This window comes from Paenisporosarcina sp. FSL H8-0542 (assembly GCF_038632915.1).
Lineage (GTDB): Bacteria > Bacillota > Bacilli > Bacillales_A > Planococcaceae > Paenisporosarcina.
Map to the genome: position 1 here is coordinate 2,376,373 of NZ_CP152050.1, position 18,415 is coordinate 2,394,787.

Below are 18,415 nucleotides of genomic sequence, written 5' to 3' on the forward strand. Positions count from 1 at the left end.
ATGTTTGTAATGAAAGATATTATCCGCGAAGGACATCCAACTTTGCGAAAAAAAGCGCAGGAAGTAGATTTCCCTCTATGCACTGAAGATGCCAAATTGGCACAGGACTTATTGGACTATGTGAAAAACAGTCAAGATTCGGAAATGGTGGGACGATATGACTTGCGTCCTGGAATCGGAATAGCTGCACCCCAAGTCAATGTATCAAAGCGTATGTTTGCACTTCACTTACCGGACGATGAACTAAGTCTAGTTGCCATAAATCCAAAAATAATTAGTCACTCAGTTGAAAAAACGTATATTACTGTTGGAGAAGGTTGTTTATCTGTTGACCGTGCAATAGAAGGTTATGTTCCTAGATATGCACGCATAACCGCCAAAGGTATTTATCCAGATGGAAAAGAATTTAAACTGCGTTTAAAAGGCTTACCAGCGATCGCTTTTCAACACGAGTTGGATCACTTGAACGGGATTATGTTTTTCGATCACATCAACAAGAAAAATCCATTTGAAGAAATCCCTGATGCTGTTCCTTATGAACGAAAATAATAAAGGTTCCCAATAATTTTGGGAACCTTTTTGCTGTTTATTTGAATTAAATAAGCTTTAAATATCTCATGGCATTTACTAAACCATCTTCGTCAACATGGGTGGTAACATATTTAGCACGTTTCAACGCTTCTTCATGTCCATTCCCCATACAAACGCCAAAACCTACCGCCTCCAACATTTCGATATCATTCAGCCCGTCTCCAAAAGCAATCGTGTCTTCAACTGCGATTTGAAGTTTTTCACATAAAAAATATACAGCATTGGCTTTTGAAGCCCCATTTGGCAAAATATCAGTAGATACACGATGCCATCTGACGAATTTCAAAAGCGGGAAATTTTCTTTGTATGCCTTTTCTTCTTCTAAAGAGCAAAATAAAAGCGCTTGATAAATTTTTTGATTAAGATAAAAATCTTTTTCGAAAGCAGGATGAGGAAACTTCAGGGTACTGATGCTTTCTTCCACATGAGGATGATATGTACTAGAGGCAATCATTTTTTCAGCATTCATATATACCATCGGATGATTTTTGATTTCCGCGTAGGCCGATACTGACTTGAGTAGTTCAAGATCAATTTGTGTTTTGGACACCACTTCACCTTTATAGACAATATATTGACCGTTAAAACATATGTACGAGTCAATCTCTAATTCTTTTAGAACATCCTGAATCATAAAAGGTGCTCGTCCAGTAGCGATAAAAACTTCATGCCCGTTTTTTCGAGCTTCGAATACTGCTTCTTTCGCTTTGATTGGTAACTTTTTATCGGAATTATATAAGGTTCCGTCAATATCAAAAAACAATACTTTTCTCAAAACTTTCATCCTTTCTTTTGTCCTCCAGTCTACTAAAGACGGGAACCCTTTACAAAAGTTGCAATTTTCTGTATAATGATGTACAAGGAGTGATTTGCCATGTTAAAGCGTCTAAAAAAGAAATTATTGAGACGGTTGGGCGGCATACTCGGGAAAAAATCGATCGCTTAATTTTTTGCCCTGCTATTTATAGTAGGGCTTTTCTTTATTTTAAAAGGCGCTCGTGATAATATAAAGAGAATGTAATTATTTTGAACGTGAAAAAGGAGAGCAAAACATGATTTACAAAGTTTATTATCAAGAAAACGTGCTTGAAGTGCCAGTTCGCGAAAACACAAAAAGCCTTTATATCGAAGCATCCTCTGAACGTGAAGTTCGTTACGCTTTAAAGGATCGCAAGTATAATATCGAATTCGTTCAGCTACTAGAAGGTAATCATTTATCTTACGAACAAGCTAGCGAAAACTACAAAGTGGAGAAACTTTAATCCACATGAAATTTGTTAAGAATGATCAAACAGCGGTTTTCGCACTCGGCGGACTGGGCGAAATCGGTAAAAACACTTATGGTGTTCAATTCCAAGATGAAATAATTTTAATTGATGCAGGTATTAAATTCCCTGAAGATGATTTACTCGGGATTGATTACGTTATTCCTGATTACACGTACCTTGTGAAAAATGTAGACAAGATTAAAGGTCTATTTATTACACACGGTCACGAAGATCACATCGGTGGTATTCCCTATTTGCTGAAACAATTAAATATCCCTGTTTACGGAGGCAAACTTGCACTAGGTTTATTGCGAAATAAATTAGAAGAACATGGTTTATTGCGTACAACTAAAATGCATGTAATCGCTGAAGAAGACGTGATTAAATTCAGAAAAACTTCAGTGAGTTTCTTCCGTACAACGCACAGTATTCCGGATGCATACGGCATCGTAGTTAAAACACCACCCGGCAATGTTGTACATACAGGAGATTTTAAATTCGATTTCACACCCGTTGGTGAACCAGCTAACTTAACCAAAATGGCTGAAATTGGCCGAGACGGCGTGCTGTGTTTGCTTTCTGATAGTACAAATGCAGAAGTACCAAATTTCACAATGTCAGAGCGTAAAGTTGGCGAAAGCTTGTCGGAAATTTTCCGTAAAGTTGATGGTCGCATCATTTTCGCAACTTTTGCGTCAAACATTCATCGCTTACAACAAGTAACGGAAGCGGCTGTCCATCACGGACGTAAAATTGCTGTTTTTGGACGTAGTATGGATAACGCCATTACAATCGGACGTGAACTTGGCTATATTACTGCACCGAAAGAAACATTCGTCGATGCGCAATCATTGAATCGTTTGCCTGCGAATGAAGTTATGATTTTATGTACAGGTAGCCAAGGTGAACCGATGGCAGCGTTATCGAGAATTGCAAACGGTACACACCGACAAATTCAAATTCAACCAGCGGATACGGTAATTTTCTCTTCTTCACCGATTCCTGGTAATCGTACAAGCGTCAATCGAACAATCAACTTATTGTTCCGTGCAGGAGCAGATGTTATTCATGGTTCATTGAATAACATTCACACTTCAGGTCATGGTTCTCAAGAAGAACAGAAATTGATGTTACGTTTAATGAAACCTAAATTCTTTATGCCGATTCATGGTGAGTATCGTATGTTGAAAATGCATACGGAACTTGCTGTTGATTGTGACGTGGAGCCGGAAAATACTTTCATCATGGAAAACGGTGATGTATTGGCACTTAGCCAAAACCAAGCAGCAGTCGCTGGTCGCATTCCTTCAGGTGATGTTTATATCGATGGTAGCGGCATTGGTGATATCGGTAATATTGTTTTACGCGATCGCCGAATTCTTTCAGAAGAAGGCTTAGTCATTGTTGTTGTAAGCACAGACCAAGAACGTCAGAAGATTGTTTCTGGTCCAGATATTATTTCTCGTGGTTTTGTTTACATGCGTGAATCAGGTGCGATGATCAATGAAGCACAACATATGTTAAATCGCCATTTACAAAAAACAATTCAATCCAAGGCAACCCCTTGGTCAGAATTGAAAAATGAAATAACCGACGTATTAGGACCGTATTTATACGAAAAAACAAAACGTCGTCCAATGATTCTACCAATTATAATGGAAGTTTAATACTATTCAAAAAGCTGTGCCACCAACACATAATGTGTTAGTGGCACAGCTTTTGTTTTAGAAGGCTATTTTCTTCCAGCGCTTTCCGCTTTTCGTCATGTCAAGCTCCAAAGCCCAGCTCGCTCCTTAGCTTCAGTCTCTCAAGCGAAAGCAAGCTTTCGTTTCGAGCCTTCCAGCACCGGAGTCGAGCTAGCACAGGCTTCTCCGCTTTTCTTTAATGCATTGCTTTCTTTTCAAAGCGGATAATATCTGCGTCTGCACCGATTACGATCAGTACATCATTGATTTTGATTTCTTCATCTGCTTGCGGAGAAACGAGAATATCAGCTCCCCGTTTAATCGCAACAATATTTATTCCATATTTCGCACGGATATCTAGATCAATTAAAGTAGAGCCAGCCAATATTTCATTCGCTTTTATCTCCATAATTGAATGTTCTTCCGATAACTCCAAATAATCAAGTACATTATTTGTCATTATGTTGTTGGCAATTCGAATACCCATATCGCGTTCAGGATGGACCACTTGATCGGCACCGATTTTACGTAATACTTTTTCATGATAGTCATTTTGAGCTTTTACCGTGATTTTATTGACACCAATTTCCTTCAACATCAACGTTGTTAAAATACTGGATTGAATGTCCTCTCCAATCGCAACGATTACATGTTCAAAATTACGTATCCCAAGTGATTTCAAGACAGATTCATCTGTCGTATCTGCAACAATAGCTTGTGTCGCGATTGATGCAAATTCATCGACACGGTCTGAAAACTTATCGATGGCCATAACATCTGCACCTTGTTCAATCAGCTCACGAACTATACTTCCACCAAATCGACCTAACCCAATAACTACGAATTCTTTCTTCATCTTTCAACCTCCGTTGCGGAACGAATGGTCATAGTGTATCACAACTTTAATAGACGCTCAAAATGTTTTTACGCTTCTCCAAATTGGGACATCACCAACTGGTGATAATGACCACGATCTTTCATTAAAGAATCATGATTCCCCGATTCCAAAACACGTCCATTTTCCAAAACAATAATCTGATTTGCTTCACGGATGGTAGAAAGTCGATGAGCAATCATGATCGCTGTCCGGTTTTTCAACAGCGTTCTTAACGCTTGTTGAATTTGAAGTTCTGTTTCCGTATCAATGGAAGCTGTTGCCTCATCCAGAATGATAATTCTTGGATTTGCAAGAAGTGCCCGTGCAAAAGATAACAGTTGTCGTTCACCAACGGATAAAATATTCCCTCGCTCTTCCACTTCGGTATCATACCCATTCGATAAACGCTCGATGAAACGGTTTGCACCAACAGCTTCGGCTGCATTGATTACTTCTTCATCCGTAGCATGTGGATTGCCGAATCGAATATTATCCATGATGGAGCCTGAGAAAATAAACGTTTCCTGAAGTACAATGCTGATTTGTTCACGCAATGCACTCAGTGATAAATCACGGATATCCATTCCATCCATTTTCACCACACCAGAAGTTGGATCGTAAAAACGTGAAACCAGATTGGCAATTGTCGTTTTACCAGATCCCGTATGACCAACCAGGGCAACCGTCTCCCCTGCATTCATTTCAAGAGAGATTCCTTTTAAAGCTAAACGGTCTTTTTCATAACCGAATTGAACATTTTCAAATTCGATATGACCTTGTAATTGATTAATTTTAGTTGGATTTGCTTTTTCATGTACCAAAGGCTGCTCATCCAAGAATTCGAAAATTCTTTCAGAGGACGCCATCCCCATCAGTAATTGGTTATATATCTGGCCTAAACGTGAAATTGGCTCCCAGAACATGCCGAGGTAAAAGGCAAATGCGACGAATGCACCAAGGTCAAGCTGGTCATTTTGGATTAAATATGCACCGTACAAAATCAGAACAACCGAACCAACGGCATTCGTCATTTCTACGAACGGTCGGAACATAGAATTCTTTTTAGTGGCTACACGCCAAGACTCAAAACTTTCTTCATTAATTCCATTAAAGAACGCCATGTTTTCATTTTCCTGTGTGAATGATTGAGTAATTCGCATTCCTTGAATACTTTCATTCAGATGGGAGTTGATTTTCGCTTGTTTCATCCGCACATCCTGCCATGAGCGACGGATGTTTTTACGCAGCGTCGTCGAGATGAAAAACATCAGGGGCAAGATGACCAGAACTGCTAAAGCAAGTGGTGGACTGAGCGTAAACAGGATGATAAGTACCCCTATAAGAAGTAGCAAATCCATCAATAGATTGATAACACCATTTGTAAACAACTCTTGCAGCGAGTTTATATCGTTCATAATCCTGACGAGTATTGAGCCGGCTGAACGTTGATCGAAGAAACGATGCGATAGCCATTGAACATGCGTAAACAAATGTTTACGCAAATCGTATATTACATTTTGACCGAGTTCATTCATCCACCTTATTCTGAAACGATTCGCAACAGTGTTGACAATATATAATCCTGCAATAGTACCAACCACCACCCATAGCATTTGAGCATCTTTGTTTTCCAATGCTTGGTCAATGGCATACTCACCTATCAAAATAGGGATGATAAGCCGAATCAGCGTGGTAATTGTTACAGCAATAAAAGCCTTTGGCAATAATGTTTTTGCATAAGGTTTCACATACGTAAAGAGTCGAGCGAGTTGGTACCAGTTAAACGGTGCATCAATTACATCATCCGAAGAGTAGCGGAATCGTTTTAATACACTAGGATTGATTTGTTTAGTCATTGTGATTCCGCCTTTCTATGCATAAATATTTTCAAGTTGGTCTTTGTATTGAATTTCATAAATCCGCTTATACAAACCTTGTTGTTTTATCAATTGATCATGCGTACCTCTTTGAACAATCTTCCCATGCTCAAATACAATCAACTCATCTGCATGTTTCACAGATGAAATCCTGTGAGCAATAATAAACGTTGTACGGCCTTTCATCACTTCTTCCAAAGCCTTTTGAATGTGAAGTTCCGTTTTCATGTCTACAGCACTTGTTGCATCATCTAGCACCAAAATTGCAGGATTCTGGCATAATGCCCGAGCGATTGCAATTCTTTGTTTTTGCCCGCCTGATAAACCGAGTCCCCGCTCCCCTAACATCGTGTCATAGGTTTCAGGTAGCTCCATTATAAAATCATGGGCATTGGCACGTTTAGCTGCATCGATAATTTCATCCATCGTTGCATCAGGACGACCATATGAAATATTGGCTTTAATCGAAGATGAAAATAAAAATGATTCTTGAAGAACAAAGCCAATGTTAGAGCGTAGTGAGGTAAGCGAATATTCATCGACAGCAATGCCATCAATTTTAACTGTTCCCGTTGTCGGTTCGTAAAAACGCGTTAACAGTTGTGTTAAACTCGTTTTACCTGAACCCGTTGCACCTATTAACCCAACCCGTTTTCCAGCTTCCACTTTCAAATTCACTTCTTCAAGAGCTAATTGATCTTCTTCACGATATTGAAGAGTGACATTTTCAAACGCTACATGTCCTTTCATTCTTGAACCATCGATTGCATTTTCTTTGGATGTAATCGGTTCGGGTGCTTCCAGCACTTCCAGTAAACGCTCTCCGGATGCTTTTGATTGAGAGAAAAGATTGACCGTGAAACCTAAGTTCATAATCGGAAAAATAATGTAACCCAATAAGCTGTAGAATGCCACTAAGCGCCCAACACTTAATTGACCTTCCATAACTAGGAAGCCCCCGTAGCCGAATAAGAAGACCACGCTGATATTTCCGAGGAACTCCATCACAGGAAAGTACTTTGCCCAGATTTCAGTTGTAAATAAATATCGATCTTTATAGTCACCGTTTGAATTGTTAAATTTGTTAATTTGGAACGATTCACGGGAAAGTGATTTCACTGTATGAATCCCGCTAATGTTTTCTTGAACATTCGTATTTAATTTACCGAATGATTTACGGATGTCCCTGAAAGCCGGATGCACCAATTTATCGAATCGCAGCACTGCTACAACTAATAAAGGCATGGCGGCCATCGACACAAATGTTAATGAAACTGAATAATAAAACATAACGCAAAGCGAAACGGATACTAAAAACACCAAACGGAACAACTCAACGAATCCGAACGATAAGAAGAACCTGAATCCTTCTACGTCAGCTGTCAGTCGGGACATTAAGTCTCCCGTTTTTGCATTATCGTAATACGAGAATGGCAAACGTTGCAATTTAGCATATAACGCATTTCGCAATTCATAGACCGAGCGAATTCCGAACATATCCCCCGTGTATTGCCCAATGTACGTGGCAATTCCTTTGATAATCATAAGACCCATGAAAATCCCAGCAAGTTTCCATGCCAAATCATATTCTTGCCCCTTAATTACACGGTCAATGGTTTGTTGCAAGATGATTGGATAGGCAACTGTAATTAACAAGGTGACCAAGAGCATGAACAAGGACCAAAAGAATAAATGTTTATTTGGCAAGTAATACTCTTTCAATTTTTTGAAAATTCCCAAGTTGTTTCCCCCTAATTCAAAAGACATAGTATTTAATATATCGGATTCCGAAATAAATGACCACCCCCTTTTGACTGATATTTTATAAAACTTTAAATTTTCTTTTTTATTGTCCGGATTATTATCATCAAATCTTCGGAATAGGACATCCTTCCCAATAAAAAAAGTGCTCAACATAAAAGAATTACCAGGATCTTTACATCCCTGAATTCGATTATGCTGAGCACTTATTCATTCAATTAAAATGGATTATGAATTACGCATTTCATCTAACACGCGGTTGACACGTTTTTCAAGCATTTTCATTCCACTACCACCCGCTTGGAAATGACGCAGTTGACCAGCTTTATCAAATACGTAGTATGCAGGTACATATTGATTATCAAAAGCATCGGTTAATTTCATGTCACTATCGACAAAAATTGGTTGTGTGATATCGTGTTCTGCAGCATTCCTCTTGATATCTTCCAGGTCCATATCTTTCTCTGAACGTGGCATATGGACTGCTAGTACATTCAATTCATCTTTATATTGATCACGGAAAGCATTTACTTCTGGCATTGCCTCTTTACATAGTCCACAGCTTACAGACCAGAAATGAATAAGTGTTGGCTTGTCGCCAATCAATTGTTTTTTAGCAACTTTTCCATTGAGCCATGCAGTTGCGCCTGTTAAGTCAGGCATTGGTGAACGTAATTTCATTGTATTTCCTCCTCAATGATACATGTAAAAATTCCCCACTGCGTATCGTATGCGTGGGGAATCGTGGGTGTCTAATTAATCTAGTGCATTGATAAAGGCAAAATTCATGAGCCCCATTCAATCAATTAAAGAGTTTTTTGTCCTGGACGCCAGTTTGCTGGGCAAAGACCACCAGTTTGAAGAGCTTGTAATACGCGAAGAGTTTCATCCACGTCGCGACCAATGTTATTGTGGAACACTGTTTGATATTGCATTTCACCTTCAGGGTTTACGATGAATAATCCACGAAGAGCAATACCTTCTTCTTCAATCAATACACCATATTCACGTGATACCACATGGTTAGTGTCTGCAGCCAATGGATATTTCAATTCGCCTAAGCCGTTGTCTTGACGAGCTGTGTTAATCCAAGCTAAATGAGTGTGGATAGTATCTGTAGAAACACCGATAATTTCAGCGTCTAAATCTTCAAATTCATCATAGCGGTCTGACATTGCTGTGATTTCAGTTGGACATACAAAAGTGAAATCCATTGGATAAAAGAACAAAACTGTCCATTTGTCTTGCTTCATGTTTTCTTCCAAGCTTACTTTACCGAAAGACTTATCTGCTAGCACTGCGTCCATTGTAAAATGGGGTGCTTGTTTACCTACCATACGTTCAGTCATGTGAAAACCTCCAAGAAATATTTATCTGCTAACGAATTGTATTCGTTATTAGCACAATTTAAAGGATAACAAAGTCCCTGCTGCAAATCAATTTATCGGCTTTCAACTAGCACTAGGAAAAATTTTTTTCGTCTAATTCGTGTCGAATGCTTAGTATGTTCACCTTGAGATAATCTATTCAAAGAAGAAAGTAGAAACCTTTAATATCTTTATCTTAAATTAAGGATCTATCCTTCTTTATAGCATATACGGTTGTTTATCCTATATTTGCGCTAGGTGCAAATGCACACTGCGTTTTTCATTCAAAGTATCAACAGGTTTAGTCAAAAAAAAAGACCCTCAGCAACCTTATGTTAAAGGTCGTTTAGGTCGCAATTCACAATATTCACAAGTTGGATCTGTGCATGCTTCTTCTCTCCATGCATTGCAAGATTCGCAGTAACAAGCATCATATTCATCATGATAGGACAACGGTTCAAAACAATCATTACAATAATCCACGATTTCATCATTGGCAATAACACGGTTTTTCACCAATAGAAAGGTGCCTTCAATTTGTTTTTGTGATTTTTTATTTTGTCTTGCTTTAGGATCCAAAAATAACATCATGGTTCTTCCCATAAACGTCACTCCTTCCGTGTTTCATGTTAACATATATATATGAAAGAAAAAATAGTGGAGGTCTTGAAAATGGATTCAACTGCCAAAATACAGCCTCTAACTTTGAAGCAGGCTTACATGTCTTTTCTTTTTCCCTTTTCATTCCATGAAAAAGAGCGGGAAAATCTTGCGGATCATTTACGAAAAAACCATTTCACCTTCTTTTCATTAAATCAAAAAGACTTACAGAGTGGGTTTTATGGTGAAGGTATTGAAGTAAAACATGAAGAACTGGATCAATATTTTTTACCGTTTCTTGAACGAAAACTATTTCCCAAACGCACTGATCAACAAGGATTTCTTCGATTCTCGAAGAAAGTCAATGAATCGTTCAATTTGGATGTTCATGACACATCGTTTTCTTTTTTGGTGAACAGTATTGATGTCATGATTTGCCCTTTTGGTATAGGTCTCATAACCATTCGGACAGAGATGAATAAAGAACTAGAAGAATTATGTGAAGTGCTAGATTATATGAATCATTTTCGAGTGTTGGAACCGAAGCTCGATGAAGAAAAAGGGGCTACAATTCGAAAAGGTGATCGTGAATTCAACACGACAAATGAATTTGTATTTAGCTACCTCTGTCCTTCCCTTAAAGCCTACATCATTCATGACGATAAACGTGCAGGTTACTTCGGAAGCCTTCCCTTCTTTGAAGATGAACGAATGCTTTCTTCAGGTTTTTTCATTACGGACGGTGAAGATCCGATAAGTGGGGACCACTTATTTCGAATGGGGCAGTTGGATGGTAAAAATCCGGAAGGGCGTCCCTTCATGTCGAGTACAAATGCCGAGTATATCGAGCGTTACGTACAAAATCATGTGCACGACCGTTGGGCACCCGATTCTTATACGGTTACTTCAGATCATGCCCAAATCACGGTTTCAAATAAATCACGAGAACAACTGGCGAGACCACTATCCCAATTCATGGGAACGCATCACTATAATTTACTACTTCATTATTTTTACAAAATCATGTTGTTGCGTATGTCATTTGAGTATAGTGAGATACAGTGGGAACAGGACGGAGATTATGTGGAAGAGTTGATTGAACTGATATCAAAGTTCTCCTCTAGGTATTATTTTGGAGAAGTTTCTGCACGTACAGAAGGAAAAGAATTAACCAGGACATACCGTGATACGTTTCATTTGAATTCTTTATATGAAGAAGTTAAACAAACATTGCACGAGCTTTATCGTGCCCAAGAAAATCAATCAAATAAACGCCATAATATGTTGTTATTCATGCTTACCGTCTTTACAGTAGTTTCCGGTATTTACGGAATGAACTTGGTCATCGAAGATTGGAAAGGAAAAACAGATTGGTCGAAGGTCCCTGGCTACTCATTTTTCGAATGGATCTCACTCATTACCGCTTTGGCTGGTATTTCACTATCAGCAATCTTATTGGCTACAACAGGCGGAAAAGGTCTTTGGAAGAAATTCAGAAAATGGAAACGCGATCAATACAGATAACGCATTAATTCACTTCTCATCTTATGATGGGAAGTTTTTTTATAAATAGACTTGAAAAAATTGGTGGATTTTGTATAATAAAAGACGTTTATAGTAAACTTAAAGTATTGTGATAGTAAACTTACATAAACATTGGTTGCTATTAATCACACCTGCGAGGAGCATCTCTTTATGCAAATTGGAAACAAAATTAAGAGTTTGCGCATCAAGAAAAGGTTAACTCAGGAAGAATTAGGTGAACGTACCGATTTGAGTAAAGGCTACATTTCACAACTGGAGCGAAATTTAAATTCCCCATCAATTGAAACGCTTTTTACTTTACTGGAAGTGCTCGGAACTAAACCGAAAGATTTCTTTGATGATGAAAAAAATCAACGCGTTGTGTATTTGGACGAAGACCAAACCGTTTATTGCGATGAAGACAAGAAGTATCAAATTCGGTGGCTTGTCCCTGAATCAAACGACAAAGAAATGGAACCGGTTCTCGTGAAATTTTTTGAAGCAGGGGAATATAAGCAATTCGAACCTTCTTTATCAGAAACTTTTATGTATGTCTTAACAGGCAATGTACGTCTCGTTCTTGGATCGCATGAATTTTACGCAAAAGAAGGACAATCCCTATACTTTGAAGCTTCAGATCATCATCAATTATCCAATCACCACAACGGGGAATCAGAAATATTAATTGTTGTTACACATTCTTACTTATAAATCAGGAGGTCAATCATGACAGACACTACGATTATCCGCTTTGACAACGTCACAAAATCATACGACAGCGCGACACCTGTGTTAAACAATGTGAGCTTTGAGATTGAACGCGGAAAATTTTATACATTACTCGGTCCTTCCGGCTGTGGAAAAACGACGATATTGCGATTGATTGCCGGATTCATGGAACCGACCAGCGGCGAAATATATTTCAATGGCAAAAAAATCAACCATGTGCCCGCAAATGAACGACAAGTCAACACGGTTTTCCAAGACTATGCCCTCTTCCCTCACTTAAATGTATTTGAGAATGTGGCATTTGGATTACGTATCAAGAAGTTAAAAAAAGACGAGATTAATCGTCGAGTATTAGAAGCTCTTAAGTTTGTTAATTTAGTAGGATATGAGAACCGTGAAATTATCGAAATGTCTGGCGGACAAAAACAACGTGTCGCAATCGCACGCGCTATTGTAAATGATCCGGAAGTTATCTTACTCGACGAACCATTGTCTGCACTTGATTTGAAGTTGAGAACGGAAATGCAATATGAACTTCGTGAATTGCAACAGCGACTCGGCAAGACCTTTATATTTGTTACACATGATCAGGAAGAAGCCTTGGCTATGTCAGATGAAATTTTTGTTATGAATGCAGGAGTCATTCAACAAAGCGGTACACCCATGGATATTTATGATGAACCTATCAACAGATTCGTGGCAGATTTCATTGGAGAATCCAATATCGTTCCAGGAGTGATGATTTCCGATTACCATGTACAATTTGGCGGAAAAGAATTTGAATGTGCGGACAAAGGTTTGTCGTCGAACGAGAAAGTAGATATCGTCATCCGTCCGGAAGACTTGGAAATTACTACTGTTGATCGAGGAAAAATGACCGTTAAAGTAGACACACAATTATTCCGGGGAGTTCACTATGAATTATCTACCTTCGATAAAGAAGGCAACGAATGGCTCGTCCATTCGACTAAAAAGGCAGCAGTAGGGGAAGAAATCGGCTTGGATTTCGAACCGGAAGCGATTCATGTCATGCGTTTGAACGAAACAGAAGAAGAATTCGACAAGCGTCTAGAATCGTATGGAGAAGAGCACCATGCAAAATAACACAAATCGTTCCTTTTATTTAGTTCCTTATATTGGCTGGATGCTGCTCTTTGTCATTGCACCAATTGTACTTGTTGTTTATTTTTCGTTGTTTGATTTACATGGGAATTTTTCATTCGTAAATTATCAGAATTTCTTTACTTCTGTATATTTGAAAATGACCTTAAGCTCGTTTTGGTATGCTTTTCTTATTACTGCTTTCACCTTAGTCATTGCATATCCCACTGCTTACTGGTTGACCAAAACAAAACATAAACAATTATGGTTACTGCTTATCATTATTCCTTCATGGATTAATCTGTTGTTAAAAACATATGCCTTTATTGGTATTTTTGGTGTAATTGGCCCTATAAATCAACTGTTCGATACATTGGGGATTGGCACAAAACAAATTCTCTATACTGATTTCAGTTTCATTTTCGTTTCAGTCTATATTTTTATTCCATTCATGATTTTACCGATTTTTAACTCTCTCGATAAAATGAATCATTCGCTGATAGATGCCGCCCGCGACCTAGGCTCATCTACATGGACAACATTTACGAAAGTGATTTTCCCATTAACAATCAATGGTGTGAAATCTGGAATTCAGGCTGTATTTATTCCTTCCCTATCGTTATTTATGATTACCAGACTGATAGCTGGTAACAAGGTCATTACGCTTGGCACAGCGATCGAACAACAATTTTTAGTGACTCAAAATTGGGGAATGGGTTCGACCATTGCCGTATTCTTGATTTTATTTATGGTTATCATCATGATTTTAACTGGTCAAAAAGAGAAGGGGGCGCTTTCAAATGGACAGATCAAGTAAATTATCAAAAGTTTATTTAGCACTTGTTTTTGTCATTCTGTATACGCCTATCTTTTACTTGATCTTTTACTCATTTAATAGTGGTGGTACCATGTCAAGTTTTAAATCCTTTACCTTTGAACACTATAAGGCAGTTTTTGCCGATACACGACTCATCATGATTCTGATTAATACGGTTATTGTTGCATTATTATCTGCACTCCTTTCCACTGCAATTGGGGTAATCGGTGCTATCGGTATAATATTTTTAAAAAACCGTAAATCCCGTAATGCACTGTTGTCCCTTAACAATGTGCTGGTTGTCAGCCCTGACGTAATCATAGGGGCATCATTCTTGATCTTATTTACAATGGTCGGAGTGAAATTGGGCTTTGCTTCGGTATTGATATCACATATCGCGTTTAGTGTCCCAATTGTGGTCATTATGGTCTTGCCAAAATTACAGGAAATGAGCAGCACTTTGATTGATGCAGCACTCGATCTTGGCGCTTCAAAACGTGATGTATTGAGCCGTGTAATCATTCCATATATTAAACCCGGGATATTTGCGGGATTCTTTTTGGCCCTGACATATTCACTGGATGATTTTGCCGTGACCTTCTTTGTAACGGGGAATGGTTTTTCCACCCTGTCCGTTGAAATATATTCCATGGCACGTGCAGGCATCACATTAACGATTAATGCATTATCGGGTCTTTTGTTTATCGTTACACTACTATTGGTACTAGGTTATTACTTCGTGACGAATCGCACAAAAAACCCGCTTAGAACGGGGGTTTCTAAATGAAAGATATCATTCGTGCAGTTATAGCGATACTCATCATTTGCACAGTTTTATTTTATGTCAATAACCAACTGAACAAATCCACAGGAAGAGCTGGAAGCGATACAATCAGCGTTTACAACTGGGGAGAATATATTGACCCTGAACTCATCAAACGATTTGAAAAAGAAACAGGTATCACAGTTGTTTATGAAACATTTGAATCGAACGAAGCGATGATGACCAAAATCGAACAAGGTGGTACTTCTTATGATGTGGCCATGCCTTCCGAATATACGATTGAAAAAATGAAAGAAAACGATTTATTAATTCCGATAGATCATAGTAAAATACCTAATTTATCAAACATAGACCCTTACTTCCTTGACTTACCTTTTGATCCTGGCAATGAATATTCCATTCCTTATTTTTGGGGAACAGTTGGAATCGCCTTCAATCCAAAACTGTTGGATGGTCAAACATTTGAAAGTTGGGAAGATCTGTGGGATCCATCTTTAAAGCAAGAAGTCATTTTAGTTGACGGTGCACGTGAAGTAATGGGTATGGGTTTGAATACTTTGGGATATTCACTCAATACAAAAGATGAGCACCAACTTCAAGAAGCTACGGATAAATTAAAAACCCTATCCCCCAATATTAAAGCCATTCTTGGTGATGAAATTGTGGAAACGATGCGACGTAGTGAAGCAGCTGTAGCTCTGGTGTGGTCAGGACAGGCTGCTGACATTATGTATGTCAATGAAGATATTGACTATGCTGTTCCTAAAGAAGGATCAAACTTATGGTTTGATAATATGGTTATTCCGAAAACGGCAGCGAACGTAGAAGGTGCTCATAAATTTATCAATTTCATGCTTGATCCAGAAGTAGCTGCGCAAAATGCAGATTATGTAGGATACTCGACACCTAATGAAAATGCCATTCCACTGATGGATCCTGAAGTAACAGCGGATGAGCGTTTTTATCCAACTAAAGAGATGCGGGAGCGTTTGGAAGTCTATAAAAACCTGGGATTGGAAACTCTCGGTAGGTACAATGAGTTGTTCTTGGAATTTAAGATGGATGCCCAGTAATCATTAAATCAACTCCCTTTTATAGAGATAAAACCTCAACTTGCGGATACGAAACCTGCTCATACACTGGGCAGGTTTTTGTAATGGATTTTTATTAATTATGTGTTAAAATTTTAGATACTCGAAACAGTTTGAGCAAGAAAGTAGGATGTATAATGGCGGGTAAATCAAATCGCTTTGCACTTTTTGTGCTGATGTTTAATATGTTCATTGCCATGTCAGGAATTGGCTTAATTATTCCAATAATGCCAGATTACTTGGAAACCTTTGGTGTGGCTGGTCAGGCACTTGGATTTTTGATCGCCATGTTTGCCTTTTCCCAATTTTTATTTTCTCCTTTAGCCGGAGACTTATCAGATAAATATGGTCGTAAATATTTAATTATTATTGGACTTGTCATTTTCGGTTTGTCTCAACTGATGTTCGGATTAGCGTCAGATTTATGGATTTTGTATTTGGCAAGGTTCTTTAGCGGTGTCGGTTCGGCGTTTATCGTTCCGCCAATGATGGCATTCGTCGCGGATATTACGACTGAAGAAGAGCGTGGAAAAGGAATGGGATTGCTTGGTGCTTCGATGTCCCTTGGCTTTATGATTGGGCCAGCAATCGGTGGCTTATTGGCAGAAGTAAGCCTTCGTTTTCCTTTTTATGTGGCAACGAGCGCAGCATTAGTGGCAGCAGTCATATCAATGTTTGTGTTACCTAAAACAGCACCAGTTGTTCAAACTGGTAAGCCAACTAAACGAGAGAACTTATTCAAACAAATGAAACATTCAACGACCACACCATATTTTGTCATGTTAATCGTAATGTTTGTATTTTCATTTGGTCTAGCAAATTTCCAGTCAACGATTGCTTTATATGTGGATAAAAAATATGCATTTACCCCAGGTGAAATTGCCGTATTAATTACAGCAGGCGGCTTTGTAGGTGTTATTGTTCAGACATTTGTCATCAATAAACTATTCGTGAAGTATGGCGAATTGAAAGTGATTCTAGTGAATCTACTTGTGTCTGCTCTTGCTATGATTTCCGTGCTATTTGTTGATGGTTTCTGGCCGATTTTGATTGTGTCGAGTGTATTCTTTACAGCCGCTTCATTGTTGAGACCTGCATTGAATACACTGATTTCGAAACAGGCTGGAACTGAACAAGGTTTTGCAGCAGGTATGAATAATGCTTATATGAGCTTAGGAAATATGGTCGGTCCGGCCTTGGCTGGAATTTTGTTCGACATCAACATGAACTTCCCTTATATGGCTGGCACGCTTATATTGATTGTTTGCTTCTTCATCGCTTCTCTTACGCAGCGAAAATCGGCAGTTGTCATTTAATAAATTGGTTCTGTTTAACGATATTGTTAATCAGTAAGGAAATCAGCTATAAACATCTGCTCCTGCATCGCTGCGCTAGCTTCGAAACATGAAAGTGCGTTGCATCGCTGCGCCAGCTTCGTCGCAAAGACTAGACCAATGCTCCTGCATCGCTGCGCTAGCTTCGTCGCAAAGATTAGGCCAATGCTCCTGCATCGCTGCGCTAGCTTCGTCGCAAAGATTAGACCAATGCTCCTGCATCGCTGCGCTAGCTTCGTCGCAAAGATTAGACCAATGCTCCTGTTTCTGCATCGCTGCGCTAACATCGTCGCAAAGGCTAGTGCCAAACTATTTTTGGCCCTATCCTTCCTGCGGAAAAATGGATTGCCAAGACCCCACAGCGAGGAGGCTTGGTAGTTTGTTCGCGGAAAGGGAGCAGATTCCCTCTTTTTATAGAACAGAGTCAGAATAATAAATAAGAAAAAGGTTGTTCCAGGAAGGCTTACCTTCCGAGAACAACCTTTTTCATTTATCATCTTGTAAAATTTGATATTCGAAGTAGGGTTCTTCTTGATTAGTGTCATCAAACCACTTCATTTCGATAAACTGAAATCCTGCTTTTTCGAGAATTTTAGTGGAACTGACATTGTGAGGGTCGGCAGAGGCAAAAATCGTTTCCACTCCATCGGTTTGCTTCGCAATTTCGGTGCATGCTACTGCTGCTTCTGTCGCATACCCCTTCCCCCAGCTGTCTTTAGAAAGATGATAAATCAATTCAACTTTTTCCAAGCCGCTCGCTACATTGAAACCAGCTGCTCCAATCACTTCACTGGTCTCTTTCTCGACCACCGCATAAACAGAGAGCCCCTTTTTTTCATGACATGCTTGATAGGACATTAGAACTTTTCCTAACATTTCATGTGGTGTTGGCCCCCCACAATGCACCATCACTTCGGCATTCCCCCAAAAATTCTTTGCCGCCTCTTCATCTTCAACCGAAAAAACCTTTAATGCCAATCGATCACTTTCATGGACGATCATTTTGTAT

General features: G+C 38.9%; 18 protein-coding genes. 10 read left to right on the top strand and 8 right to left on the bottom strand.

What is annotated here, in order from left to right; all coding sequences use genetic code 11:
• Positions 1-549: a peptide deformylase gene (gene def, locus MHH33_RS12265; RefSeq protein ID WP_342541865.1), complete on the top strand. Its 549-nt coding sequence runs from the start codon at positions 1-3 to the stop codon at positions 547-549.
• Positions 550-595: 46 nt separating this feature from the next.
• Here the strand turns inward: def and MHH33_RS12270 are convergent, their stop codons facing one another.
• Positions 596-1,366, bottom strand: a complete 771-nt coding sequence (locus MHH33_RS12270; protein ID WP_342543771.1) for a Cof-type HAD-IIB family hydrolase — start codon at positions 1,364-1,366, stop codon at positions 596-598.
• 277 nt (positions 1,367-1,643) lie between these two features.
• On the opposite strand from MHH33_RS12270, the gene MHH33_RS12275 reads away from it, so the two are divergent.
• Positions 1,644-1,853 carry a DNA-directed RNA polymerase subunit epsilon gene (locus MHH33_RS12275; RefSeq protein ID WP_016427835.1) on the top strand — a complete coding sequence of 70 codons (210 nt, stop codon included), beginning with the start codon at positions 1,644-1,646 and terminating at the stop codon, positions 1,851-1,853.
• Between the two features lie 5 nt (positions 1,854-1,858).
• Positions 1,859-3,526, top strand: a complete 1,668-nt coding sequence (gene rnjA / locus MHH33_RS12280) for a ribonuclease J1 (protein WP_016427836.1) — start codon at positions 1,859-1,861, stop codon at positions 3,524-3,526.
• 214 nt (positions 3,527-3,740) lie between these two features.
• Here rnjA and MHH33_RS12285 read toward each other — a convergent pair whose 3' ends face one another.
• The 6 genes from MHH33_RS12285 to MHH33_RS12310 all read right to left on the bottom strand — a co-directional run bounded on the left by MHH33_RS12285 (position 3,741) and on the right by MHH33_RS12310 (position 10,029).
• Positions 3,741-4,400 (bottom strand): TrkA family potassium uptake protein, encoded by a 660-nt coding sequence (locus MHH33_RS12285; protein WP_016427837.1) that lies wholly within the window; start codon positions 4,398-4,400, stop codon positions 3,741-3,743.
• A 68-nt stretch (positions 4,401-4,468) separates the two neighbouring features.
• Positions 4,469-6,277 (bottom strand): ABC transporter ATP-binding protein, encoded by a 1,809-nt coding sequence (locus MHH33_RS12290; RefSeq protein WP_342541866.1) that lies wholly within the window; start codon positions 6,275-6,277, stop codon positions 4,469-4,471.
• A 15-nt stretch (positions 6,278-6,292) separates the two neighbouring features.
• Positions 6,293-8,038 (bottom strand): ABC transporter ATP-binding protein, encoded by a 1,746-nt coding sequence (locus MHH33_RS12295; RefSeq protein ID WP_342541867.1) that lies wholly within the window; start codon positions 8,036-8,038, stop codon positions 6,293-6,295.
• A gap of 249 nt (positions 8,039-8,287) precedes the next feature.
• Positions 8,288-8,740, bottom strand: a complete 453-nt coding sequence (locus MHH33_RS12300) for a TlpA disulfide reductase family protein (RefSeq protein WP_342541868.1) — start codon at positions 8,738-8,740, stop codon at positions 8,288-8,290.
• 125 nt (positions 8,741-8,865) lie between these two features.
• The gene (locus MHH33_RS12305; protein ID WP_016427841.1) at positions 8,866-9,408 is read right to left on the bottom strand and encodes a peroxiredoxin; all 543 of its coding nucleotides are present in this window, start codon (positions 9,406-9,408) and stop codon (positions 8,866-8,868) included.
• A 348-nt stretch (positions 9,409-9,756) separates the two neighbouring features.
• Positions 9,757-10,029: a hypothetical protein gene (locus MHH33_RS12310; RefSeq protein WP_016427842.1), complete on the bottom strand. Its 273-nt coding sequence runs from the start codon at positions 10,027-10,029 to the stop codon at positions 9,757-9,759.
• Positions 10,030-10,098: 69 nt separating this feature from the next.
• On the opposite strand from MHH33_RS12310, the gene MHH33_RS12315 reads away from it, so the two are divergent.
• The 7 genes from MHH33_RS12315 (at position 10,099) to MHH33_RS12345 (ending at position 17,388) form a co-directional block, all read left to right on the top strand.
• Positions 10,099-11,550, top strand: a complete 1,452-nt coding sequence (locus MHH33_RS12315) for a hypothetical protein (RefSeq protein ID WP_342541869.1) — start codon at positions 10,099-10,101, stop codon at positions 11,548-11,550.
• Between the two features lie 171 nt (positions 11,551-11,721).
• Positions 11,722-12,261: an XRE family transcriptional regulator gene (locus MHH33_RS12320; RefSeq protein WP_342541870.1), complete on the top strand. Its 540-nt coding sequence runs from the start codon at positions 11,722-11,724 to the stop codon at positions 12,259-12,261.
• A 15-nt stretch (positions 12,262-12,276) separates the two neighbouring features.
• Complete coding sequence (locus MHH33_RS12325; RefSeq protein WP_016427845.1) at positions 12,277-13,383, top strand: ABC transporter ATP-binding protein; 1,107 nt, start codon at positions 12,277-12,279, stop codon at positions 13,381-13,383.
• Positions 13,373-14,197, top strand: a complete 825-nt coding sequence (locus MHH33_RS12330; protein WP_016427846.1) for an ABC transporter permease — start codon at positions 13,373-13,375, stop codon at positions 14,195-14,197. The genes MHH33_RS12325 and MHH33_RS12330 overlap by 11 nt, the downstream gene beginning before the upstream one ends.
• Positions 14,181-14,984: an ABC transporter permease gene (locus MHH33_RS12335; protein ID WP_016427847.1), complete on the top strand. Its 804-nt coding sequence runs from the start codon at positions 14,181-14,183 to the stop codon at positions 14,982-14,984. Before MHH33_RS12330 ends, MHH33_RS12335 begins: the two co-directional genes overlap by 17 nt.
• On the top strand, positions 14,981-16,054 hold the full coding sequence (locus MHH33_RS12340) for an ABC transporter substrate-binding protein (protein ID WP_342541871.1): 1,074 nt from the start codon (positions 14,981-14,983) through the stop codon (positions 16,052-16,054). Before MHH33_RS12335 ends, MHH33_RS12340 begins: the two co-directional genes overlap by 4 nt.
• Before the next feature lie 155 nt (positions 16,055-16,209).
• Complete coding sequence (locus MHH33_RS12345; protein ID WP_342541872.1) at positions 16,210-17,388, top strand: MFS transporter; 1,179 nt, start codon at positions 16,210-16,212, stop codon at positions 17,386-17,388.
• Between the two features lie 504 nt (positions 17,389-17,892).
• Here the strand turns inward: MHH33_RS12345 and MHH33_RS12350 are convergent.
• Positions 17,893-18,408 (bottom strand): GNAT family N-acetyltransferase, encoded by a 516-nt coding sequence (locus MHH33_RS12350; protein ID WP_342541873.1) that lies wholly within the window; start codon positions 18,406-18,408, stop codon positions 17,893-17,895.
• Positions 18,409-18,415: the final 7 nt, after the last annotated feature.

Coding starts and splice junctions, on each gene's coding strand:
- MHH33_RS12310 (WP_016427842.1), bottom strand. CDS start 10,029: ATGGGAAGAACCATGATGTTATTTTTGGATCCTAAAGCAAGACAAAAT.
- MHH33_RS12320 (WP_342541870.1), top strand. CDS start 11,722: ATGCAAATTGGAAACAAAATTAAGAGTTTGCGCATCAAGAAAAGGTTA.
- MHH33_RS12275 (WP_016427835.1), top strand. CDS start 1,644: ATGATTTACAAAGTTTATTATCAAGAAAACGTGCTTGAAGTGCCAGTT.
- def (WP_342541865.1), top strand. CDS start 1: ATGTTTGTAATGAAAGATATTATCCGCGAAGGACATCCAACTTTGCGA.
- MHH33_RS12345 (WP_342541872.1), top strand. CDS start 16,210: ATGGCGGGTAAATCAAATCGCTTTGCACTTTTTGTGCTGATGTTTAAT.
- MHH33_RS12300 (WP_342541868.1), bottom strand. CDS start 8,740: ATGAAATTACGTTCACCAATGCCTGACTTAACAGGCGCAACTGCATGG.
- MHH33_RS12285 (WP_016427837.1), bottom strand. CDS start 4,400: ATGAAGAAAGAATTCGTAGTTATTGGGTTAGGTCGATTTGGTGGAAGT.
- MHH33_RS12340 (WP_342541871.1), top strand. CDS start 14,981: ATGAAAGATATCATTCGTGCAGTTATAGCGATACTCATCATTTGCACA.
- MHH33_RS12350 (WP_342541873.1), bottom strand. CDS start 18,408: ATGATCGTCCATGAAAGTGATCGATTGGCATTAAAGGTTTTTTCGGTT.
- MHH33_RS12335 (WP_016427847.1), top strand. CDS start 14,181: ATGGACAGATCAAGTAAATTATCAAAAGTTTATTTAGCACTTGTTTTT.
- MHH33_RS12330 (WP_016427846.1), top strand. CDS start 13,373: ATGCAAAATAACACAAATCGTTCCTTTTATTTAGTTCCTTATATTGGC.
- MHH33_RS12315 (WP_342541869.1), top strand. CDS start 10,099: ATGGATTCAACTGCCAAAATACAGCCTCTAACTTTGAAGCAGGCTTAC.
- rnjA (WP_016427836.1), top strand. CDS start 1,859: ATGAAATTTGTTAAGAATGATCAAACAGCGGTTTTCGCACTCGGCGGA.
- MHH33_RS12325 (WP_016427845.1), top strand. CDS start 12,277: ATGACAGACACTACGATTATCCGCTTTGACAACGTCACAAAATCATAC.
- MHH33_RS12290 (WP_342541866.1), bottom strand. CDS start 6,277: ATGACTAAACAAATCAATCCTAGTGTATTAAAACGATTCCGCTACTCT.
- MHH33_RS12305 (WP_016427841.1), bottom strand. CDS start 9,408: ATGACTGAACGTATGGTAGGTAAACAAGCACCCCATTTTACAATGGAC.